General features: G+C 59.6%; 19 protein-coding genes and 2 pseudogenes. 7 read left to right on the forward strand and 14 right to left on the reverse strand.

Translation table 11 applies throughout. The annotated features are described in order from the left end of the window. Positions 1 to 276, forward strand: a pseudogene (locus A3C3_RS38665) (S-(hydroxymethyl)glutathione dehydrogenase); the annotation flags it as partial. Positions 277 to 368: 92 nt separating this feature from the next. Here the strand turns inward: A3C3_RS38665 and ampC are convergent. From ampC to A3C3_RS0118240, 3 genes are all read right to left on the reverse strand, one after another. Then, positions 369 to 1,568, reverse strand: a complete 1,200-nt coding sequence (gene ampC / locus A3C3_RS0118230) for a class C beta-lactamase (protein ID WP_022716017.1) — start codon at positions 1,566 to 1,568, stop codon at positions 369 to 371. Between the two features lie 236 nt (positions 1,569 to 1,804). Continuing rightward, positions 1,805 to 2,209, reverse strand: coding sequence for a VOC family protein (locus A3C3_RS0118235; RefSeq protein ID WP_022716018.1), 405 nt, complete (start codon positions 2,207 to 2,209; stop codon positions 1,805 to 1,807). A gap of 24 nt (positions 2,210 to 2,233) precedes the next feature. Further along, positions 2,234 to 2,569 carry a cupin domain-containing protein gene (locus A3C3_RS0118240; protein WP_022716019.1) on the reverse strand — a complete coding sequence of 112 codons (336 nt, stop codon included), beginning with the start codon at positions 2,567 to 2,569 and terminating at the stop codon, positions 2,234 to 2,236. 150 nt (positions 2,570 to 2,719) lie between these two features. Here A3C3_RS0118240 and A3C3_RS0118245 point away from each other — a divergent pair, with 150 nt between their 5' ends. After that, positions 2,720 to 3,277, forward strand: a complete 558-nt coding sequence (locus tag A3C3_RS0118245) for a MarR family winged helix-turn-helix transcriptional regulator (RefSeq protein WP_022716020.1) — start codon at positions 2,720 to 2,722, stop codon at positions 3,275 to 3,277. A 187-nt stretch (positions 3,278 to 3,464) separates the two neighbouring features. Here the strand turns inward: A3C3_RS0118245 and A3C3_RS0118255 are convergent, their stop codons facing one another. Then, positions 3,465 to 4,475, reverse strand: coding sequence for a threonine ammonia-lyase (locus A3C3_RS0118255; protein WP_022716022.1), 1,011 nt, complete (start codon positions 4,473 to 4,475; stop codon positions 3,465 to 3,467). A gap of 99 nt (positions 4,476 to 4,574) precedes the next feature. Between A3C3_RS0118255 and A3C3_RS38670 the strand changes: the two genes are divergently transcribed. Continuing rightward, positions 4,575 to 5,180: a helix-turn-helix domain-containing protein gene (locus A3C3_RS38670; protein WP_022716023.1), complete on the forward strand. Its 606-nt coding sequence runs from the start codon at positions 4,575 to 4,577 to the stop codon at positions 5,178 to 5,180. 284 nt (positions 5,181 to 5,464) lie between these two features. On the opposite strand, the gene A3C3_RS0118265 is transcribed toward A3C3_RS38670, so the two are convergent. The 3 genes from A3C3_RS0118265 to A3C3_RS38675 form a co-directional block, all read right to left on the reverse strand. Further along, positions 5,465 to 5,656: a hypothetical protein gene (locus A3C3_RS0118265; protein WP_022716024.1), complete on the reverse strand. Its 192-nt coding sequence runs from the start codon at positions 5,654 to 5,656 to the stop codon at positions 5,465 to 5,467. Between the two features lie 78 nt (positions 5,657 to 5,734). After that, positions 5,735 to 9,442 carry a trifunctional transcriptional regulator/proline dehydrogenase/L-glutamate gamma-semialdehyde dehydrogenase gene (gene putA / locus A3C3_RS0118270; RefSeq protein ID WP_022716025.1) on the reverse strand — a complete coding sequence of 1,236 codons (3,708 nt, stop codon included), beginning with the start codon at positions 9,440 to 9,442 and terminating at the stop codon, positions 5,735 to 5,737. 153 nt (positions 9,443 to 9,595) lie between these two features. Next, the gene (locus A3C3_RS38675) at positions 9,596 to 9,940 is read right to left on the reverse strand and encodes a hypothetical protein (protein WP_022716026.1); all 345 of its coding nucleotides are present in this window, start codon (positions 9,938 to 9,940) and stop codon (positions 9,596 to 9,598) included. 189 nt (positions 9,941 to 10,129) lie between these two features. Here A3C3_RS38675 and A3C3_RS0118280 point away from each other — a divergent pair, with 189 nt between their 5' ends. Together A3C3_RS0118280 and A3C3_RS0118290 are read left to right on the forward strand one after the other, a co-directional pair. After that, positions 10,130 to 10,621: an Lrp/AsnC family transcriptional regulator gene (locus A3C3_RS0118280; RefSeq protein ID WP_022716027.1), complete on the forward strand. Its 492-nt coding sequence runs from the start codon at positions 10,130 to 10,132 to the stop codon at positions 10,619 to 10,621. A gap of 605 nt (positions 10,622 to 11,226) precedes the next feature. Further along, positions 11,227 to 11,601, forward strand: coding sequence for a hypothetical protein (locus A3C3_RS0118290; RefSeq protein ID WP_022716029.1), 375 nt, complete (start codon positions 11,227 to 11,229; stop codon positions 11,599 to 11,601). Between the two features lie 39 nt (positions 11,602 to 11,640). Here the strand turns inward: A3C3_RS0118290 and A3C3_RS43775 are convergent. Continuing rightward, positions 11,641 to 11,781, reverse strand: a pseudogene (locus tag A3C3_RS43775) (dihydrofolate reductase family protein); the annotation flags it as partial. Between the two features lie 268 nt (positions 11,782 to 12,049). On the opposite strand from A3C3_RS43775, the gene A3C3_RS0118300 reads away from it, so the two are divergent. Then, positions 12,050 to 12,820, forward strand: a complete 771-nt coding sequence (locus A3C3_RS0118300; protein ID WP_028739763.1) for an SDR family NAD(P)-dependent oxidoreductase — start codon at positions 12,050 to 12,052, stop codon at positions 12,818 to 12,820. 200 nt (positions 12,821 to 13,020) lie between these two features. On the opposite strand, the gene A3C3_RS0118305 is transcribed toward A3C3_RS0118300, so the two are convergent. Together A3C3_RS0118305 and A3C3_RS0118310 are read right to left on the reverse strand one after the other, a co-directional pair. Further along, positions 13,021 to 14,682: an alpha-amylase family protein gene (locus A3C3_RS0118305; RefSeq protein WP_022716032.1), complete on the reverse strand. Its 1,662-nt coding sequence runs from the start codon at positions 14,680 to 14,682 to the stop codon at positions 13,021 to 13,023. Between the two features lie 424 nt (positions 14,683 to 15,106). Next, the gene (locus A3C3_RS0118310; protein WP_022716033.1) at positions 15,107 to 16,102 is read right to left on the reverse strand and encodes an aldo/keto reductase; all 996 of its coding nucleotides are present in this window, start codon (positions 16,100 to 16,102) and stop codon (positions 15,107 to 15,109) included. A gap of 95 nt (positions 16,103 to 16,197) precedes the next feature. Here A3C3_RS0118310 and A3C3_RS0118315 point away from each other — a divergent pair, with 95 nt between their 5' ends. After that, positions 16,198 to 17,088 carry a LysR family transcriptional regulator gene (locus A3C3_RS0118315; protein ID WP_022716034.1) on the forward strand — a complete coding sequence of 297 codons (891 nt, stop codon included), beginning with the start codon at positions 16,198 to 16,200 and terminating at the stop codon, positions 17,086 to 17,088. 199 nt (positions 17,089 to 17,287) lie between these two features. Here A3C3_RS0118315 and A3C3_RS0118325 read toward each other — a convergent pair whose 3' ends face one another. From A3C3_RS0118325 to A3C3_RS41635, 4 genes are all read right to left on the reverse strand, one after another. After that, the gene (locus A3C3_RS0118325; protein WP_028739764.1) at positions 17,288 to 17,746 is read right to left on the reverse strand and encodes a DUF6130 family protein; all 459 of its coding nucleotides are present in this window, start codon (positions 17,744 to 17,746) and stop codon (positions 17,288 to 17,290) included. Between the two features lie 96 nt (positions 17,747 to 17,842). Then, entirely contained in the window at positions 17,843 to 18,250 is a 408-nt protein-coding gene (locus A3C3_RS0118330) for an organic hydroperoxide resistance protein (RefSeq protein ID WP_022716037.1), read from the reverse strand. 22 nt (positions 18,251 to 18,272) lie between these two features. Beyond that, entirely contained in the window at positions 18,273 to 19,067 is a 795-nt protein-coding gene (locus tag A3C3_RS0118335) for an SDR family NAD(P)-dependent oxidoreductase (protein WP_022716038.1), read from the reverse strand. A gap of 239 nt (positions 19,068 to 19,306) precedes the next feature. Continuing rightward, on the reverse strand, positions 19,307 to 19,999 hold the full coding sequence (locus A3C3_RS41635) for an SDR family NAD(P)-dependent oxidoreductase (protein ID WP_051154487.1): 693 nt from the start codon (positions 19,997 to 19,999) through the stop codon (positions 19,307 to 19,309). Between the last annotated feature and the right edge of the window lie 194 nt (positions 20,000 to 20,193).

Genomic DNA, 20,193 nt, shown 5'->3' on the forward strand with positions numbered 1-20,193 from the left:
CGCGGCTGGGGCAAGTCGGTGGTCATCGGGGTGGCCGGTGCCGGCCAGGAAATCTCCACCCGCCCGTTCCAGCTGGTCACCGGCCGCAGCTGGATGGGCACCGCCTTTGGCGGCGCGCGTGGCCGCACCGACGTGCCGAAGATCGTCGACTGGTACATGGAAGGAAGGATCCAGATCGATCCGATGATCACCCATACGATGCCGCTCGAAGACATCAACAAGGGATTCGAACTCATGCATTCCGGTCAAAGCATCCGCGGCGTGGTTGTCTACTAATCCTGGCGAAGGGATGGCGCCCTAACACCGGCATTCGGTTCGAAGCAGGCGGCCGCCCGCCACTCATTTCTCTTCGCGAGGCATCGGTCAACTCACCGATGCCTCTCGTCCTGCGATACGGCTTCGAGCATCCCGAGGATCGAATAGGCGGCCTTAATCCGCTCAGGGATGGGATAGTTACGGTTGGCAAGCAGGACTACGCCGATCCGGCGCGTTGGCACGAACGCGGCATAGGTTCCAAAGCCACCGGTGGAACCCGTCTTATTGAAAAACACGTCCTGGGCTGGCTTTTGTGGCGGCACCAGCGGGGCCACCGCGTGAGGCTTCATCGCCATGTCGGAAGAGTTGCCAGCGAGGAGTGTATCCAGTGCTGCCGGCCAGGCATAGAGCTCCCACCCCAGGGACTGGAACATATCGCCTGTCCGATAATAGCCGGTCTGGGTTGCGCCAATCGCTTTCTGCAGCGAAGGTTCGAGCCCAGAGGGATCTATATTCGCCTCGACGAAGCGCAACAGGTCGGCCGCAGTCGTCTTGACCCCGTAGGCCTGTGCATCGAGCGCTCCTGGGCTTACTCGCACGGGGTTGTTCGCCTTGTTGTAGCCGAAGGCGTAATCTCCCATTTCCGCCTCTGGGACGCGGATATAGCTGTTGGTGAGACCAAGTGCAGGAAAGAGGGTGCCCTCCATGAGCTCGGGGAAGGGCTTTTTCAGGCTCGCAGCTGCGAGGAATCCGAAGAGACCAATGCTGGGATTGGAGTAGACGCGATACGTGCCGGGTTCATAGCCAGGGCGCCATCCGCGGAAATAGCGCGTGAGCGTGCTGTTGTTAATGACCTCATCGGGAAACTGCAGCGGCAGACCTCCCGCCGTATAGGTACCCAGTTCGAGCACGGTGATATGATCGAAGGCGCTGCCTGCCACCTCCCGCCAATGCTCGCTCGCAGCATCGGAGAAGGCGAGCGCTCCTTTGGCCTCAGCATAGGCGCCGAGCGTGGCGGTCAAGGTTTTGCTGACGGAGCCGATCTCGAACAGCGTGTCAGCGGTGACGGGCGTTGCCTTTTCCTTGTCGGCGAGACCGTAGTTGAAAATAAACCGGCGGCCATCAACAGAGATGCCCACCGCCATGCCGGCTACGTCGTTTGCGGTCATCAACGCCTTGACGGTCCGGTCGACCAGGGGCCTGATCCTGCCTTCAACGACGTCTGCCTCTGCACGGCAGGCAAGAAAGGTGCCGAAAAGGGAAAAACAGGCACCGGCGCAAACCGCATATGTCCTGCTGGATATTGTACTCATAGCTCCTGGTATCCTCGCTTCAATGGGTCGCCCGCATTCCCGGAAGCGGGCTTGCGCAGTGTGAAAGGCCTGCAGCTGCGGTCACACGCGTTATCGCCAAGGCACACGCGGCCGCCCGCGGGCGCGACAACGGTATAGGCCGTCGTCAGCGCCCTGAACAACGAGGAAATCTCGCCTTAGGCATAAGAAAATCTAGGTCTGCCGATGGCTGTTGAAGCTCAGGTAACCCTCCGATTTTAACCGACGCTGCCCATATCCATGTAAGCCGGTTCGAAATCGTGTCCGTCCGGATCAGCAAAGCTGCGCAGGTACATGAATCCCAAATCCTGCGGCTCGCGGACATCCGCCTGGCCGCCTGATCTCGCGGCAGCCTCCACCATGGCATCGACCTCCTCGCGGCTGTCGCGAGACAGAGCGATCAGCATGCCGCTCGTCGCATGCGCGTCAGCAGTCGGCTTTGTTGTGAACGTCTGATAATAGCCATGTTGCAGAAGCTGGAACGTGATCGTTTCTGACCACACCATCGAGCTCGCATTTTCATTGGAGAACTGCTCGTTCTTGACGCAGCCGATGGCCTCGTAGAAAGCCGTCGCGGTTGCCAGGTCCTTCACCGGCAGGTTCAGAAAGATCATTTTGGTCATTATCTTGCTCCTCTCAGAGATGGCTTAAACAAAGGTCTGCTCGAACGTCTGGCTCGGATGGATGCAGACGATCTCCAGCCGGCCAGTGCCGACATTTTCGAAACGATGAGGAACGTTGGCGGGGCCAACAAGGATGTCGCCGGCAGAGCCGCGCGTCTTATCATTGCCAACCGTGAACTCGGCCTCCCCCTTTCGAACCACCCAGGTCTCGGCATAAGGATGAACATGCAGCTCCGGGCCGCGGCCCGGATCCGCGTCCACGACAAAAAGCGATACCTCGCTGCCGAAGTGACGACCTTCGAAGCGGACAGTACGGCCCGTGCCTGGTTCGGGTTGCTGATAGCGATAAACCGAAAACATCCTGATCTCCTTCAACCGTTCGCAGTTATCTTCTCAAGAAGACATATTGGAAAACTATCTTCTCGGCAAGATAAATATCTTCCCGCAAAGATATCTTTGCGACTGAGGCCCCATGGTGTATGGAACAGCACGACGAAGCAAACGAGGATCATGCGGGTGGCGCCAGACAACAACCGCGGGTCAAAGGAGGGCACTGTCGAAGACCATGTCGACCGGCTCCGCGCACAATGGGCCTGCGAATTGCCGGACATCGAAACCGAGCCGATGGCGATTCTTGGACGCGCGAAACGGCTAACAAACCTGGTGGCCCTCTCCATTGAGGAGACCTTTGCCAAGTTCGGCCTCGATCGCGGCGAGTTCGACGTCATCGCGACCCTGCGCAGATCTGGACCACCCTACCAGCTGACGCCGACGGCAATGTATACGACGCTTATGCTGTCTTCCGGCGGACTGACGCACCGCCTCGATCGGCTGGAAAAGGCTGGTCTGATTGTACGCGAAAAATCCGCCCGCGACGGGCGAAGTGTTGTCGTTTGTCTGACCGCAACGGGCATCACGCTAGCCGAAAAGGCGTTTCGCGCGGATATGGCCAGTGAACTCGTGTTCCTGGAAGGTTTGGATGTCGAAGAGCGCGCGGCCCTGGCCGCCCTGCTGCGCAAGCTGGTCATGAGTATAGAGGCAGGCCCGAGTGATGAAGCAACCTCATGATCTCGATGTCGCGCCGGCATAAGAAACTCACGCTCAGCATGGCAGCCGCCGATGAAATTAAAACCGAGGCCTTCGCGTTGGAAGTGATCTAAGCTGTGGTGATTGCGCGTAATGTCGGTCCGGACACCGGCGGCGCTCGAGCCGATCGTCGCCGCGATCCTTCACTGGAAGCGGTTGCGCTTATACCCTAATCCTGTGTCCACACCGAAAACGCCTCGGGCAGTATGTTCGACCCGCAGATCACCGTGACCACCCGCTTGCCGCGGTATCGCGAGGGATCTTCCAGGATTGCTGCAACGCCAAGCGCGGCCGATGGCTCGACCACGAGGCCGGCGTGCCGATGGAGCAGGCGCATGCCCGCCTTGATGCTTGCCTCCTCAACCAGCGGCACGTGATTGGCGACGGCGAGCAGGTCCTGAAGGACTGCCGCGATTGGGAATCGGCCGGCGACACCGTCGGCGATTGTATCGGCGCGGTCGGTGGTGACGACTGATCGCGCCCGCCAGGACAGGGCCATGGCGGGCGCCCCGCTCGGCTGGATGCACACCACCTCCGTTGCCGGCGACAGGCACTTGAAAACGTGGCCAACGCCGGTGGCGAGCGCACCGCCGCCGAGCGCGAGCAGGATCGTGTCTATGCGGCCGAAGCCTTCGACAAGCTCCAGCCCGATGGTGCCCGCGCCTTCGCAGGTGTCGAGGTTCTCGCTGTCCTCCACGAGTAAAGCGTTGCCGCTGGCCGCGATCTCGCGAGCGCGCTTTCGCGCGTCCTCGATGTCGCCCTCGACAAGTTCGACGGCGGCTCCGAGCCGGCGAATGTGATCGATCTTCGCGGCATTGGCGCTTGTGGCGGCGACCACTGTCACGCCAATACCGCGTTCCCGCCCACTATATGCGAGCGCCTGCCCGAGATTGCCGGCGCTGGCGCAGACCGAAGCCTGAGGTTCAGCGCTTCTTGCGAGGCGGGACATTGCGACCTCGGTCCCACGTCCCTTGAAGCATCGGATCGGGTTTGCGGTCTCAAGTTTGATGACGAGTTCGCAGCCCAGAAGATCGCCAAGAGACGGACAGCCGAATTGGGGCGTGTCGCGAAACGTCCGTGAGATTTGTTCCCTCGCCTCAAAGATGCGCCTAAGGTCCAGCCTGGTGTCTGGTTGCCTGGCTTCCCGGGATGCTGCGGGTGTTTCACTGACAGGCTGCATGTGACATCCTCCGACGCTGTTGCTGCAGTTGCGCATTTGTGCGTTATAGCGCACGTTGGAAGTATACGCTATAACGTACAAATGCGAGGACAGTCACAAATGAGGTCCATCAGTCCCGTTGACACGGGCAAGCTACTGAAATCGATCAGGCACGACCTTGGATGGAGCCTCGACAAGACTGCAGAGCGTACTGGAGTGAGCAAGGCTATGCTGGGCCAGATCGAGCGCGGCGAATCCACGCCGACGGTCGCGACGCTTTGGAAGATCGCGACGGGCTTGCGGGTTCCGATGACCACCCTGCTTGAGCCGGATCGCGAAGTAGGCGATGTGTTGCTTTTGCGTGACGCCAGTCGTCTCCGGGTGCGCCCGTCGGAGGAAGGGATGCAACGCGCATTGTTGTTCCCTTATGAGACCCGGTTCGGCTTTGAACTCTATGAACTGACCTTCGCGCCCGACTTCGAGAGTATCTCAGAGCCGCATGACATCGGGGTTGTGGAGCATGTGACCGTCCTGCGCGGGGAGATCGAATTGCTCGTGGAGGAAGAGTGGAGACGGGTCGAGCAAGGGCAGTCGCTGAGGTTCCCTGCCGACCGCCGCCATGGCTACCGCAATCGGACGCAAAGTGAGACTGTTGTCATGGATTTAATCCACTATCGGTTCATTCCGCAGAATATCGCGGGACGCAAAACGCAAGCGGGTTCTTGATCGAGGCGTCGCGACCTGCATCTTCACTCAGATAGCGGGGCCAAACGCCTGTGACGTGAGCGATCCATCCCTGGACGCCCAGCTCGGGCCGAAGCCTCCACAAAATCGGCTTAGACGTCTTCCCAGGGAACGGTATCGAGCCGATCGGCTCCCGCCGCCGTGATCAAGCGCGCGACTGCGAACCGGACCGGTAGCACAAGGCAAGTCGCCGCTAATGGCGCCTTTCGGACCGCGCAGGTCAGCGCAATTTGAGCCATTGCCTGACGAAAGCCGCGGGAAGACCCTCAGCTCTCGAGATCGTGCGGCATGTGAAAGCCTTCGGGTAGGGCCCCGAATGTTTCAAGATCTTGAACTGCCGCCGGCTTCTTGTGCTCGCCTTTGACCGCGCATGCTGCCAATACCGCCCTCAGTGCGATAGGGCGGTAATGCTCCAGAAGTTCGTCAGAACCTTCTTCGGATTTCGGTTCCGTGGACATGGTCGTTCTCAACTCCAAAATTGCGGTGGCGGAAGCGGTCGCGCGGTCTGATCCGGACACGCGCGGCAGTTCCCCGTGTCAGCCAATCGTCATGAGGCTTGCATTGCCGCCGGCCGCAGCCGTGTTGATCGAAATCGAAACCTCTTCCAGCAGCCAATTAAGGCAATATGCCTCGTGATCTTTTGCGAGTTCATCGGTCGTGGCCGACTGAACGAGGACAAGAGGACCCTTCAAGGCCGCAATCCTTTTGTTGATCGAGCCAGTGCGTTCCACATCCCCTTCGACAAGGGCGCCCGAGAATGGTCCGTCGGATTCCCAATTCGAACTCCAGGAGACCCTAGCCAAAACGGACGCTGGAAGCGCGGTGAGGGCGATCTCAAGGTTCAACGCACGATCGATTACGATCTGGTTTCCGGTGGCCAATGCCGCCGCAAGCTGACGGAAAAGGCCCGTTGCCGTTGCCGGCGCAAGGAGGATCCGGCCCCTTGGATGAAGGGCATAGAGGTTTCGTTCGCCCACAGGTCCCGCCAGTTCCTTTTCGAGCCCGAGCGCGGAAATCGCGGCAAGCTCGCGCGCTGCTTCCGCTTCGGCGTTGTGGCCTTTCCGGCCCAGCCAGGATGCAAAATCGCGAAGCGCAGGGTCAGTATGGACCGAACTGTGTTGCGGCGGGACGGGCGCGCGCTGTACGAGACGGCCGATGTAGAGTGGCCCGCCCGCCTTGGGCCCCGTGCCGGACAAACCCCGTCCGCCGAAGGGCTGGACGCCGACCACCGCGCCGATGATGTTGCGGTTGACGTAGAGATTGCCCGCCTTCACCCGTCCCGTGACGTGCTCGATTGTCTCGTCCAGTCGCGTATGGAGCCCGAAAGTGAGGCCGTAACCGGAATTGTTGATATCGTCGATCAAGCGATCGAGATCTTCACGGCGATAGCGGATGACATGCAGTACAGGTCCGAACACTTCGCGCGTCAGGTCCGACATCTGCTTCAGTTCGATGATCGTCGGCGGAACGAAGGTGCCAAGAGCCGCAGTGTCGGGAAGCGGCAATTGCTCCACCTTGCAGCCGATTGAGCGCATCCGTTCGATGTGTTGGTCGATCTCGGCCTTTGCCTGCTCGGAAATCACCGGTCCGACGTCGATGTTGAGCCGGTCGGTGCGCCCGATCCTGAGCTCCTTCAACGCCCCCTTCAACATCGCGAGCGTCCTGTCGGCGACATCATCCTGGAGGCAAAGTACGCGCAAAGCCGAGCAACGCTGGCCGGCGCTGTCGAAGGCGGAGGCAATCACGTCGGCAACAACCTGCTCGGCGAGCGCCGAAGAATCCACGATCATCCCATTCTGTCCGCCCGTTTCCGCAATCAGTGGTATTGGTTTTCCGGCCGGCGAGAGGCGCTCACTGAGCTGGGCCTGGATTTGACGGGCGACCTCGGTCGAGCCGGTGAACATGACCCCTGCCGTTTCTGGGGCCGCCACCAGTGCAGCTCCGAGGCGGCCGCTGCCGGGCACGAACTGCAGCGCGCCGCGCGGTACGCCGGCTTCATGCATGATTTTCACGCTTTCATAGGCGATGATCGGCGTGACGCCGGCGGGTTTTGCCATCACCGAATTGCCGGCGACGAGAGCGGCCGCCACCTGGCCCGTGAAAATCGCCAGCGGGAAATTCCAGGGGCTGATGCAGACGATCGCGCCGAGCGGTGCATGCGCTGGACCAAGCGTCTTGCGCGCCTGGTCGGCATAATAGCGCAGGAAGTCGATCGCTTCACGGACCTCGCCGACCGCGTTGGCGGCTGACTTGCCTGCTTCTCGCATGGCGATGGCCATCAGTATCTCGATGCGGGCCTGCATTATGTCGGCGGCTCTATCAAGGCAGGCTGCTCGCTCACGAGGCGACAACGCAGCCCATTCCGCGACACCATCGGCAGCCATACGTGCAACTCTGGGCGCATCGTCAACCCTGAGCTCCGTAACCTGACCCACGACATCGGAGTGATCGGCCGGATTGGCGATCGGTCGTGTCTCACCGTCCTGCGAGCCGTCGGCGAGTAACGGCATGGCATGGAAGTTTCGGGAAAGGGTGGCGGCGAGATGAGCGGAAAGCGCCGCCAAGGCTGCTTCATTCGATAGGTCAATCCCCTTCGAATTGAGCCGGTCCTTTCCGAAAAGCGCAGCCGGAAGTGCGATCTGGTCATGCGGCATGCCGACGACGGGCATGGCTTCGACGACGTCCACAGGGTCTGCAACAAGCTCATCGACCGACACGTTTGGATCAGAGATGCGGTTTACGAACGATGAGTTTGCGCCGTTTTCGAGAAGGCGGCGGACGAGATAGGCGAGCAAGGTCTCATGCGTGCCGACTGGCGCATAGATGCGGCACGGACGATTAAGCTTGGCCTTGCCTACGACCTCGTCATAGAGCGGTTCGCCCATGCCGTGCAGGCATTGGAACTCGTATTTTCCAACCTGAAACTCCGGACCGGCCAGATGATATATCGTCGCAAGCGTTTGCGCGTTGTGGGTGGCAAACTGCGGGAAGACTAAATCGACGGCAGCGAGCAGCTTGCGCGCACAGGCAATGTAGGAAACGTCGGTATGAACCTTGCGGGTGAAGACGGGAAAGTCTTCAAGGCCGTCGAGCTGCGCGCGTTTGATTTCGGCATCCCAGTAGGCGCCCTTGACCAGCCGCACCATTATCCGGCGACCGGAACGGCGGGCAAGATCAATGATGTAGTCGAGGACGAACGGGCAGCGCTTGCCATAGGCCTGCACCACGAAACCCAGGCCGTTCCAGCCGCTGAGGTCCTGGTCGAGGCTCAATTCTTCGAGCAGGTCGAGAGAGAGTTCGAGCCTGTCGGCCTCCTCGGCGTCGATGTTGAGACCGATGTCGTACTTCTTTGCCAGGAGCGCGAGCTGCTTTACCCGCGGCAGCAATTCGCCCATCACGCGGGCCGCCTGAGCGCGGACGTAACGTGGATGAAGAGCCGAGAGTTTGATGGATATTCCTGGCCCTTCATATATGCCGCGGCCATTGGAGGCCTTGCCGATCGCATGGATCGCTGCCTCGTAGTCGCGAAAATAGCGTTCTGCATCCACAGCAGTTGTGGCGGCTTCCCCAAGCATGTCATAGGAGTAGCGGAAGCCGCGGGCTTCGAGCGGCCGGGCGCGCTTCAGCGCCTCGTCGATCGTCTCGCCGGTGACGAACTGTTCGCCCATCATGCGCATCGCCATGTCGACGCCACGGCGGATCACAGGCTCGCCGGCACGCGCGATGAGCCGCGTAAGCGCTGCAGCCAGGCTGCGGTCGTTGACGGTGGACGTCAGTTTGCCGGTGACCACCAGGCCCCAGGTCGCGGCATTCACAAACATCGACTTCGTGCCGCCCAGATGCGACTTCCAGTCTCCCTCGGCGATCTTGTCGCGGATCAGTGCGTCGCGGGTTTCAGCGTCGGGGATGCGCAGCAGGGCTTCGGCAAGGCACATGAGGGCGACGCCCTCCTGGCTTGAGAGAGAATATTCATGAACAAGCCCCTCGACCCCGGTACCCTTGTGCTTGGCACGCAGGGCTTCGATGAGCCTGCGCGCGGTCTTAGCCGCATCGGCCTTCGCAGAGGAAGGCGACCGTGCCGCTTCTACGAGGGGAGGAAGGCATTCGGGCTCGGGACGACGATACGCCGCGGTGATCGCCTGCCGCAGGGGCGTCTGTGCTCTGATTGGTGGTGCAAACAGTGAAAAAGGCACCGGGTTCGGCAAAGTGTTGTCCTTGAGGATTTTGTTGGATTGGCTCGACATTTTGGTGCCTTTCAGTTCCCTGTGTTGGATGCCGATTGCGTTGTGAGCGTCAGTGATACGGTTAAAGGGGTATGATACGCGCCCGTTCGCAAGTCCTTGATCTCCGGAGAGGCGTGCAGCGGGACCGTGCGGTCGTAAGCGCCGCGCATAACGTCAACGGTGCGAAAGCGGAGCTGAACGATCTCGCTGCCGCCCTTCGGGAAGTCGTCGCGGATGGGGGACCTTCTTGTCCGTCATATCTTCGAGTGCCTGCGTGGTTTGAAGATTGCGGCGTTCCCGGCTGCGACGCTTCATGAGACCGAATGGAATATGCATCACGTTCATTACTTGCTCAAAATACGACAAAATAACCCCACTTGCATTCACGAAAGGATCGGGGCGGATCAAAATCCGCCCGCCTAGTCGCTTGCCGAAACGAGCCGTACACGTCGAATTGTACGCCTGGATGCGTTCAGGCAAACCTTCGGGCAGGGGAAGGCAGGCGAGCGCGCGGTCCATGTAAGTGTCGACACTCTCCAGAAACGACAATCTCTGTGATTGCGGATCCTGGATTCTAACGGGGATGGTCAGGGTGGCGTTTCTCCTCAGCAAGTAGCCCACTCTAGCACGCGTAGTCTAGGCATTCAGACTTGATTTTCCTGGTTTATAGTCTGTATGGATTTATTGTTGCGCGCGGAGCTGTATGAAATGACTAAAGATGAGCATGAATTTAGTGAACTTGACCTGTTCGACAGGAAAATTCTCGAAGCGCTCTCCGGCGACGGACGAATGTCGATCACTGATCTTGCGGCACGCGTCGGGCTTTCTAAAACGCCCTGCCAGCTGCGCTTTAAACGGCTTATCGCTGACGGCTATATTGAAGGGTTCAAAGCCGTCATCAACCCCTCGAAACTGAATCTGGAGCATATTGCCTTTGCGGAGGTCAAACTCTCAAACACGCAGGAAGATGCGCTTCGCGCCTTCAATGCGGCAGTCAAGAAGATCAAGGAAGTCGAGGAATGTCACATGATTGCCGGACGCTTTGATTATTTGCTCAAGATCAGGACGCGTGACATACGCCGCTATAGACATGTACTTGGCGAACGGATTTCAAACTTGCCGTTTGTGGCGAGCACATCGACGAATGTCGCTATGCAAACGGTGAAAGAAAACTGGAGCGGGTCCAGCTACGGAAGTTAGCCCCGGCTAAGGCTTCCGCGTCTTCTTTTGGCGTTATGAGATTGGCTGGACATAATCGAATCTTGCACGATTTTGCGTGTGGCCGGTGCGTTCTATGTCGACGTTGGTACGGATACCGTTGCCGGATTGCGTCATCGTGGGCGCCATCAGCTTGCCTGGTCGTCCTCGGACTTTTCTGGATTGGACAAATCCTCGCGACAGTCGAGGACGGCCACACCTGTGGCGATCTCTCGTCAAGGTTCAGTCCGCAGGACGTGTGCCGCCGCGATTTTGTCAGGCAGAGGACCGCTTCCCACCCAGCCGACGTTGATGGCGGCACCTGATGCCTGACTGTGCCTGTTTCGGGTTGAAGGCGGCTTATGGTTCTGTGCACGTCAGTACCGCAATCAACCTGCGCCTCCGATCGCCGCCGATGCATCTTTTTGGGGCCTGAAGCGTTCCCCACGCACAGCAAGCAGACGCACCATGGCTAGGCGGGAATTCACCGGTACCGGTACGGGCAAGCGCTCCGTGCCAAGCAACAAAAACCTCCGCTCCCTCGCCGCTAGTCGCCGCAAAGCCAAGGGAGAGGACGACGATAGCGATAACGCACTGAGGCAAAGGCAATGACGAACATCCGTTTCAAGGGCTTTGACAGTCCAACCCAGCTTCGTGAACACCTTGCGGACGTGGAGGAAGGCGCCCCGGCCGACGATCTGGCCGAAGACATACCCGGCGAGGATGAGCTGCAATCGGCCTTGCGGGAAGTTGCCTGGCTCCGGAAGGACGTTGCCGACCTGCGTGAGCAGCTGGCCCTGTTCCCGGGTCAGCTCAAAACCGTGGCGGGGAGCCGTGTCGGCGCCTATCCGTGGCTTCGCATGGGAGTAGCGGTACTTGCCGCGATTGTGCTCGGACGATGGGTGCTTCATCTCCGCCAGGATGCGCCAGGCAATCCCGCGGTATCGATGATTCCGGCCCGCATTAATCGCGATCGTTGGTAGCAAGGTCCGCTGCCGTGGATTTCATCCAGGCTGTGCCAACATGCGGCGACCGTACGCGCAGCCGGTCAGGCCGCGCGCTTCCTCGATGAAGTGGCAGAAGAGTGCAGGGCCTGACGCAAACCCCATATTGTCGACGTAGCCGTCTAACGACTGCATCATTCCGAAGACGAGCTTGGCCATGCGTTCTTTCTCCTCCTAAGCGCCCGCGCCACCGCAATTCTAATTGCGTTATGCAGTCAGTTTTAAAATAGCTGGACTGGTTTTGTATCGCGATTGGTTTTTTAGACTGCGCGTGAACGCGCAACGCTCGGGCTGGCCGATCAATCTGACTCTGGAGACGCTGTGGGATCGCCCATCGGTCAAAGGGACGCTCCTCAGCATGCACAGAACATCTGGTATCCGCACGCCGACGCTGCCATAAATGAGCTTCATCGAGGGAGGCATCATCATGCAGAAGAATGCGCCGAGCTTCAGCCTTGAGGGCAAGGTCACTTTGGTGACGGGAGCGAGCCGTGGCATCGGTCGAGCTTGCGCACTTGCCTGTGCCGCAGCAGGCTCCGATATTGTTTTGGGGGTCCGCGATGTCGCAGCGTCGGCGGGCCTGGTTGCCGAACTCGAGGGCGCGGGACGAAAGGTTCTCCCTGTTAAACTCGACATTGCCAATAAGGCCCATATCGCACAAGCCGTCGACGCGGCGCTTACGACGTTCGGTCGGATCGACGTCCTCGTCAACAACGTCGGCGTGGCTCCGGGCAATCTCGCGGAGCTCGTTGAGGAGAAGGACCTTGACGAGATACTCGACGTCAACATCAAGGGCACCTTTCTGATGACGCAGGCAGTCGGCCGTCACATGATCAAGCGCAATGGGGGCCGGATCATCAACATCAGCTCACAGGCCGGTACCGTGGCACTGCGCGGCGAGGCAATCTATTGCATGAGCAAGGCGGCAATTAATCACCTCACGCGCTGCCTTGCAGCCGAATGGGCACGCTATGATGTCACGGTAAATACCGTATCGCCGACGTTCATCCACACGGATGGTACAGCACCTTTTCTAGCCGATGCCGGCAATCGCAAAGTGACGCTCGCTCACATTCCACTCGGCCGGATCGGTGAAACCGATGATGTTGTGGGTGCCGTAGTCTTCCTTGCGTCACCGGCTGCGAGCCTAATCACCGGCGCGAACCTGCTGGTGGACGGTGGATGGTCCGTCGCCTGAGGCGAGAGGCGCTCCTGCAGCGCAAGTCTTATGCAGACGAGAACAACGATTTCCCCGCCGTGGCGCTGAAGCTTAAGCGGATGCTGCCCGGGGTTCGGCGGGCCTAGGGCGGTTAAGCGGGAGGATGACTCTCAAGGCGTGATTGGACCGAAGGCCTTATGGATCTTGAGGCGTAAAACAGGAGGAGGTGGCAAAATGCATCATGTGTCGCTCCGCTTCAATAAGTAATCCAGGCCGCCGGCGCGGTACCAACGATAGCCATAAGGTTCGAGCACCATATGGTGCTTACCCTTCTCGTCGGCGCGACTGTCACTGTCGTCGGCTATGTCGATCAATAGGTGGCCGGCGTCACCGAGGCCGGCGTCGAAGGTAATCTCCACCGGCTTGGCATGGAAATTATGGACGATGACAACGGCATTGTTCCGCCACTCGTAGCGGATGGCGAGCACGCCGCGATTGTTGCAATCAAGAAAGCTGAACTCGCCCCAACCGATCTCGGGCGCCTCCTTGCGCATGCGGATCATCCGCTCGGTCCAGTTAAGCATGGATTCTGGATCACGGCGCTGGAAGGCGACATTTACATGGTCGAAACCGTAAGGCCCCTTCGAGATGACCGGCAGGACCGGCCTGTCGCTCTTGGTGAAGCCACCCTGCGGCTCGTCCGACCATTGCATCGGCGTGCGGGCACAGTTTCGCTCCGGCAGCGACAGGTCGTCTCCCATCCCGATTTCGTCACCATATCGCAGAACTGGTGTTCCGGGCAGCGAGTACATCACACTGTAGGCAAGCCTCAGGCGGCGCATATCACCGCCGAGCATGGGGGCGAGGCGTCGACGGATACCGCGTTGGTAGAGCTGCATCTCTTTATCCGGGCCAAAGGCTGTAAACACCTGCTGGCGCTGCTTGTCCGTCAGACGACCCAGATCCAATTCGTCGTGATTGCGCAGGAAAATGCCCCATTGACCGGTCTGCGGGCGTTCCTGTGTGTCATACATCGCCTTGGCGAGCGGTCGGGTGTCTGCGCTGGCAAGCGCATAAAAAAGCGCTTGGTTGACGTGGAAGTTGAACATCATCTGCATGCGGTCACCGTCGTCACCGAAATATTGCAGGTTCTCCTTCGGCACGACATTAGCCTCAGCCAAGATGATGCTGTCGCCCTTCCGCCACTGCAGGAATTCGCGGAAGGTTCGCAGCATGTCGAACTGTTCCCTCGGCGCTTTCACGTTGGTGCCCTTTTCTGCGATGACGAACGGCACGGCATCCATGCGGAAGCCGGAAACGCCAAGCTGGATCCAGAAGCCCATGATCTTCAGGATTTCCGCCTGAACATGCGGGTTCGCGGTATTGAGGTCCGGCTGGAACTTATAGAAACGGTGAAAGTAGTATTCGCCGGATTTCTCATCACGCGTCCATGTCGTCTTCTGGACACCTGGAAACACCATTCCTTCATCGGCATTGGCGGGTTTTGTCTTCGACCAGACATACCAGTCGCGATAGCGCGAGTTCTTGTCCGAGCAGGCGGCTTTAAACCATGGATGTTCATCCGATGTGTGATTGACGACGAGATCGATGAGCACGCGAATCCCACGTTGCTTGGCTCCGTGAGTGAATTCGACGAAATCGCCGAGCGTTCCGTAACGGGGATCGACATTGTAGTAATCAGAAACGTCGTAGCCATCGTCGTGACCCGGAGAGGCCTGGAACGGCATCAGCCAGATCGCGGTGACGCCAAGCCCGGCCAGATAATCCAGTCGGCGCTGAAGTCCTTGGAAATCGCCGATGCCATCGCCATTCGCATCCATGAAAGTCTCAACGGAAAGGCAGTAGACGACGGCGTTCTTGTACCAGAGGTCGTTGATCACAAACATGCTCCTTGGGAAGTGGTGGTCCGGGGAACGAAGCGTGCGAGCAGGGGAAAGGTTCCCCGGTTAAGGTCGGTATGTATTGCTCAGTTGATACCTTCGGGTTCCATCGCCCCAACCGGTTTCCGCTTTTTGGCGAGCTTCAGCAGGCTTTCCCCGGATCGGATCAGTCGCTATCGCCGGGGACGAGTGCTTCATTCGCGTTAATGAGTTTTGACGCATCCTTGGGACGGACCACATCTCCGACCCTCCCGAGGCTCGAAGACGACCGCGCGCGCTCGACGCCCGATGACCAACCTGGACGTGAGCGGGTGCGGCAAGAGAACCAGGTGTATTCGGGGATCCTCGGGCCAACGCAGGCGGGCCCGAGGATATCAAGACATAGTGGAAGGAACGCCTTGTCGGTCGCTGAGGCGTAAAAAGTCTACCCGTTCACAAGCGCAAGCTCCTGCTCGCGGTAACGGCTGCCGGTGACCTTTGCCGGAGCGAGCGCCTCGCCGATCTGTTTAAGCTCATTGTCCGACAAGGTGATGTCGGCTGCCGCAGCATTTTCTTCCAAATGCTTAAGCTTGCGCGCGCCGGGGATCGGCACGATGAAGTCGCCCTGATGCAGCACCCAGGCCAGTGCAAGTTGCGCCGCCGTTACCCCCTTTGCCTGCGCCAGGTCCTTCAACGTTGCGACAAGGGCAGCGTTCGCGGCCATGGCATCAGCTTGAAAGCGTGGCAGGTTCTTGCGCCAGTCATCGGCGCCAAGTTCATCGGGCTTATTGATTGCGCCGGTCAAGAGACCACGACCGAGCGGACTATAAGGGACAAAGCCGATGCCAAGCTCGCGGCAGACCGCCAAGACCTCCTGCTCCGGATCCCGGCTCCACAGCGAGTATTCGCTCTGCACCGCCGCAATTGGGTGCACATTATGAGCACGCCTTATCGTGGCAGCGCTTGCCTCCGAAAGGCCAAGCGCTTTCACTTTGCCTTCCTTGACGAGGTCCGCCATGGCTCCGACAGTTTCCTCAATCGGCACGTTGGGGTCGACGCGGTGCTGGTAGAAGAGGTCGATCTGCTCGATTCCGAGCCGTCTGAGAGAGGCTTCGGCTACTGCCTTGACATGTTCGGGACGGCTGTCGACGCCGACCATGCGCGACGGCCCTTTGCCCTCATCGGTGATCTTGAAGCCGAACTTGGTTGCGATCACGACGCGATCCCGGTGCAGCTTCAAAGCCTTGCCCACTAGAATTTCATTATCGAAAGGACCGTAGACCTCTGCGGTATCGAAGAAGGTTACGCCGATCTCGACAGCGCGGTGCAGCGTGCGAATGGCGTCTGCCTCATCCTGACCGCCATAGGCGAAAGTCATGCCCATGCATCCGAGGCCTACCGCCGAGACGTTGAGTTCGTTTCCGAGCTTCCGGTTTTTCATCACTGATCTCCTTCTGTGATGAATGGAAGATAGGACAAGGAAGGCTGTTCGTTAATTCGACTGGAAATTCACACGCTGTTCTATAGAATGGAACAATGGACAGAAGTCGCCTACCTCAACTTGCAATCTTCGCTACCGTGGCCGCATGCGGGGGATTTCGGGGGGCGGCCAAGGAGCTGGGGATAGCGCCTTCTGCTGTAAGCCACGCCGTCTCGAGCCTGGAGGCTGCTCTGGGAGTTAGGCTCTTTTCTCGCACGACCCGAAGCATCGCGGTAACAGAAGAGGGCGCACTGCTTCTCAAACGGCTGGGACCGGCGCTGGGCGAGATCGACCTGGCGCTTGATGCGGTAAAGGAAATCAACAATCGTGTAGCCGGCAATCTTCGCCTCAGCGTGCCGCCCTTTGCGGCGCATTGGCTGCTGGCGCCACGCCTTGCGGCTTTCAGCAGGGCTTACCCGGGCGTCGTTCTGGAAGTCCGGGTCGAGGAGCCGTTCAATGACATCGTCGCTGCGGGCCTTGATGGCGGCATGCGCCTCGGAGAGAGCCTGGAGCCGGACATGATCGCCGTCAGAATGAGCGCGCCCATACGGGCAAGCGTCGTTGCTTCACCCTCCTATTTCGAGCAAAAGACCGTGCCGGTCCATCCGCGTCAGCTGATGGATCACGTTTGCATTCGGCGGCGATTTGCCAGCGGACAAGTCTATAGATGGGAATTCGAAAAAGATGGCGAAGAGCTGGTCCTTGATGTCGATGGCCCGCTTATTCTTGGCGACGACCGGCTGGTGATCGAGGCCGCGCTGGACGGCGCCGGTATCGCGTTCCTGCTAGAAAACATGGCGAACGCCGCCATTGAAGAAGGGCGGCTGCGGCGGGTTCTTGCCGATTGGTGCGCGCCGTTTCCGGGTGTCTATCTTTATTACCCAAGCCGGCGTCAGATGCGCCCAGCACTGCGCGCGTTCATCGAGTTCTTCAAGCATGCAGGCTGACAGCTCATGCAAGGTGCAAATGCGCAAGTTGCCCTGGACTGTTTTGCCTGCAAACCGGAGGAGCCTCCCAGCCTTGCGGGATGACGTTGGAGGTGTGGACACCGACCCATGGGCGCGATCTGACCGGCAACATTGATGAGGCACTGTTCCACAGAGCGTTGCGCGTTCACCTGATCCGAACTCAGGAGCGATGGCCTTTCTAATGATGCTGGCCATGGATCGCCGGAACCCTGAACGAGACAGCCTGGCCGCCAATCACACGATGTTCAGGCGTGACAATTTCGATCAACACTTTATGTTTGCCAGCCGGCAGCCCCGTCAGAACAATAGCACCTGTGCCGCCTGCATCCGCCCAGCGCCACGGCAGATCGTCGACGTTGACGTGCAGGTGGCCCACCCGGGGCGATACGTCGCTTGCGCCGGAACCGAAAATCGGCAGGATGCGAAAATTCTCCGTCCGATACGGAATAATGGCCACCCCTCGCGTGGTGAGTGGTTCTGAAAGAGGCTGATCGACAAGAAGTTTCGGCTCGGGCTCATCCTTGACAGGTAGGAACTGAGTCTGGACACTGCCTGGCGTTTGGGCTTGGGCAGTCGCGGTCGCTACAATCAGAAAGGCGGTTGTAGCAAGGCCGAGGGCTCTAATGGTCGTGATCATGACAAATATCATCCTGTGATAGCCGTGCCGGTCGAGACCGGGAGATTTCCGATCGCCGGCGCGATGTCTGGTTGAAGGAACTAGCCGAGATGCGGATCAAGCCACGCTGAGCTCGACTTCGATGTTGCCGCGGGTGGCCTTCGAGTAAGGGCAAAGCTGGTGCGCCCGTTCGACGAGGGTGGTCGCAACTTCAGGCGCGATGCCCGGCAGGCTCACACTCAGCCGCGCGCGCAGCAAATAGCCATCATCACCCAAGGCAAGGTCGACCTCGGTATTTATTGAGGCATCGGCGGGCAGGCGGAGGTGGCGCTCGGCGGCGGCCTTTCCGACCGCGCCGAGGAAACATGCGGACCAACCCGCCGCAAAGAGCTGCTCGGGATTGGTGCCTGCGCCCGTCGATCCAGGTGGCGACAGCTTGATATCAAGTCGCCCGTCTAAGCTGCGCGAGGCGCCGTCGCGCCCGCCGGTGGTGTGGGTTTTACCCGTGTAGACGACTTTCGACATTTCATTTGCTCCTGATCGGATGTCAGCCGGCCCGATAGCGGGCTGCTGGATTGTTGGTAGACAGATTTCCCGCCATGGCCTGCCGGGCGCCCTCGAAGGCATCCCATTGGCCGGCATCGTGAAGGCTCGGGATGGTGACGAACTCCTTGCGCGAAAGCCCCAGTAGGGCAGCGTCGACCAAGGCTTGAGCCGGCATGACCATTTCTTGCGGCAAGTGCTGAACCGGAAGCCCTGCGACATCCCAGAAGTCAGTCGCGGTGGCACCTGGGAGAACGACCTGTACGTGGACGTTGCTGTCGACCAGTTCCTGGCGCAGGCTCTGGCTGAAGGCGAGAACAAAGGCCTTCGTGCCGCCGTAGACGCCGTTCAATCTTTCCGGCGCGACCGCCACGATCGAAGCAATGTTGATGATCGTACCCTCGTCCCGCTCGACAAACCCAGGGACGGCGGCATAAGTGAGCCGCATCAGCGCATCGACATTGAGCGCAATCATCGCGCTCATGGCGTTCACATCGGACTGGACGAGCGGCGCGGTCGCCCCGACACCGGCATTGTTGACCAGCATCGTGATCCGCGGGTCGTCAGTGATCAGAGTTGCGACCCGTGCTACATCGTCCGTTGTCGTGAGGTCGGCAGTGACGGTCTCGACGGTGCGGCCTGTCTGTTCGCGGATAGCGGCCGCCACTCGTTGCAGCCGGTCGCCGTTTCGTGCAACGAGCATCAAGTCATAGCCCTGTCGGGCAAGTCGATCTGCATAAAGGGCGCCGATGCCGCCCGATGCGCCGGTAATGACGGCGATTCCTAACTTTTCCGGCATGGCATTTCCTTTCGGGTTGTCGTGGACACAGCCAAGCGTCCGTTGCGACTTGGGGACTGCGATGGGTAAGAGTATGAGCTCGGTAAAGTTGGCCCGGTAGCGAGCAAAAATGAGAGCCAGCCTCTCGTTTGACCGACTTGATCAGCTTTGGCGCAGATACCGAGGTGCCGGCTCACTGTTCATGAGGTCGTCAAGTAGCGCCTTGCGCTCGTGCTCATAACTCGCCCAGCGGCCGGTCTTTACCAGCGAGGGATGGTGATGGCCTCGCGACGGTCGAAACCTACCATCGCGGCATTGACGAGATCGGCAGCCGTCATCATTCCCGGTATTGCTTCAGGCGCGCAGGCGGGGAACGGCCAGACATCGGTACGCACCGCGCCGGTCAGAACGAGCTGAACATAAACGTTTTGATGCGTCAGTTCGGCCTGCATCGTGCGCGTCAGGGCGACAAGGAAGGCTTTGCTCGCGCCGTAGACACCCGTCGCAACTTCTGGCGCGAAGGCGATCGCGGATGCTACGTTTATGATGGCACCCTGACGTCGCCGGGCCATGCTATGTGCGGCCACTGCTGCGAGGCGTGCATATGCCTTAACGTTCATTCCGATCAGGCGGTCGAGGTTGAGCGCCTGGTCTTCCAGAAGCGGTTTGCCGGCTGGCAAGTCGAGATTGTTGACGACAAGGTCAAAGCCCTTCTCCTCCACGAACCTAGCCTCCACGTCTTGGAGGCCTTGGTCCGTCGAAAGGTCGACAGCAACAACCTCGACCGCCACATCGGTCTCAGCTTGCAAAATGCGTGTAAGGGCAATTGGCCGGTCAGGGTTATTTGCGAGCAACACGAGATCATATCCGCGGCGTGCAAGGCGGTCGGCATATAGCAAGCCGATCGCGCAGGACGCGTAGGTGACGAGAGCCTTGGGGTGAGTTCGCGACATGACGTTTCGGTCCTTTCGCGACAGATGTAGTCCGTTACCCACCGTTTGGGACTTGCCGGATTCAAGAGGCAGCCTCTCGCATTCTTGCTCTACCGCCCCGGGTGGCCATGCTCGATTCTCGGCGCCGATCATCAACCAGATCGTGCCCACCCGGTTCGCTCAGTGCAAAGCGGTCATATCGAGGGTTTGAACCT

It is taken from the genome of Rhizobium mongolense USDA 1844, from assembly GCF_000419765.1.
In the GTDB taxonomy this organism is placed as follows: domain Bacteria; phylum Pseudomonadota; class Alphaproteobacteria; order Rhizobiales; family Rhizobiaceae; genus Rhizobium; species Rhizobium mongolense.

Excerpts from the sequence above, each read along its gene's own strand:
- ampC (WP_022716017.1), bottom strand. The coding sequence starts at position 1,568 with ATGAGTACAATATCCAGCAGGACATATGCGGTTTGCGCCGGTGCCTGT.
- A3C3_RS0118235 (WP_022716018.1), bottom strand. The coding sequence starts at position 2,209 with ATGACCAAAATGATCTTTCTGAACCTGCCGGTGAAGGACCTGGCAACC.
- A3C3_RS0118240 (WP_022716019.1), bottom strand. The coding sequence starts at position 2,569 with ATGTTTTCGGTTTATCGCTATCAGCAACCCGAACCAGGCACGGGCCGT.
- A3C3_RS0118245 (WP_022716020.1), top strand. The coding sequence starts at position 2,720 with ATGCGGGTGGCGCCAGACAACAACCGCGGGTCAAAGGAGGGCACTGTC.
- A3C3_RS0118255 (WP_022716022.1), bottom strand. The coding sequence starts at position 4,475 with ATGCAGCCTGTCAGTGAAACACCCGCAGCATCCCGGGAAGCCAGGCAA.
- A3C3_RS38670 (WP_022716023.1), top strand. The coding sequence starts at position 4,575 with ATGAGGTCCATCAGTCCCGTTGACACGGGCAAGCTACTGAAATCGATC.
- A3C3_RS0118265 (WP_022716024.1), bottom strand. The coding sequence starts at position 5,656 with ATGTCCACGGAACCGAAATCCGAAGAAGGTTCTGACGAACTTCTGGAG.
- putA (WP_022716025.1), bottom strand. The coding sequence starts at position 9,442 with ATGTCGAGCCAATCCAACAAAATCCTCAAGGACAACACTTTGCCGAAC.
- A3C3_RS38675 (WP_022716026.1), bottom strand. The coding sequence starts at position 9,940 with ATGGACCGCGCGCTCGCCTGCCTTCCCCTGCCCGAAGGTTTGCCTGAA.
- A3C3_RS0118280 (WP_022716027.1), top strand. The coding sequence starts at position 10,130 with ATGACTAAAGATGAGCATGAATTTAGTGAACTTGACCTGTTCGACAGG.
- A3C3_RS0118290 (WP_022716029.1), top strand. The coding sequence starts at position 11,227 with ATGACGAACATCCGTTTCAAGGGCTTTGACAGTCCAACCCAGCTTCGT.
- A3C3_RS0118300 (WP_028739763.1), top strand. The coding sequence starts at position 12,050 with ATGCAGAAGAATGCGCCGAGCTTCAGCCTTGAGGGCAAGGTCACTTTG.
- A3C3_RS0118310 (WP_022716033.1), bottom strand. The coding sequence starts at position 16,102 with ATGAAAAACCGGAAGCTCGGAAACGAACTCAACGTCTCGGCGGTAGGC.
- A3C3_RS0118315 (WP_022716034.1), top strand. The coding sequence starts at position 16,198 with ATGGACAGAAGTCGCCTACCTCAACTTGCAATCTTCGCTACCGTGGCC.
- A3C3_RS0118325 (WP_028739764.1), bottom strand. The coding sequence starts at position 17,746 with ATGATCACGACCATTAGAGCCCTCGGCCTTGCTACAACCGCCTTTCTG.
- A3C3_RS0118330 (WP_022716037.1), bottom strand. The coding sequence starts at position 18,250 with ATGTCGAAAGTCGTCTACACGGGTAAAACCCACACCACCGGCGGGCGC.
- A3C3_RS0118335 (WP_022716038.1), bottom strand. The coding sequence starts at position 19,067 with ATGCCGGAAAAGTTAGGAATCGCCGTCATTACCGGCGCATCGGGCGGC.
- A3C3_RS41635 (WP_051154487.1), bottom strand. The coding sequence starts at position 19,999 with ATGTCGCGAACTCACCCCAAGGCTCTCGTCACCTACGCGTCCTGCGCG.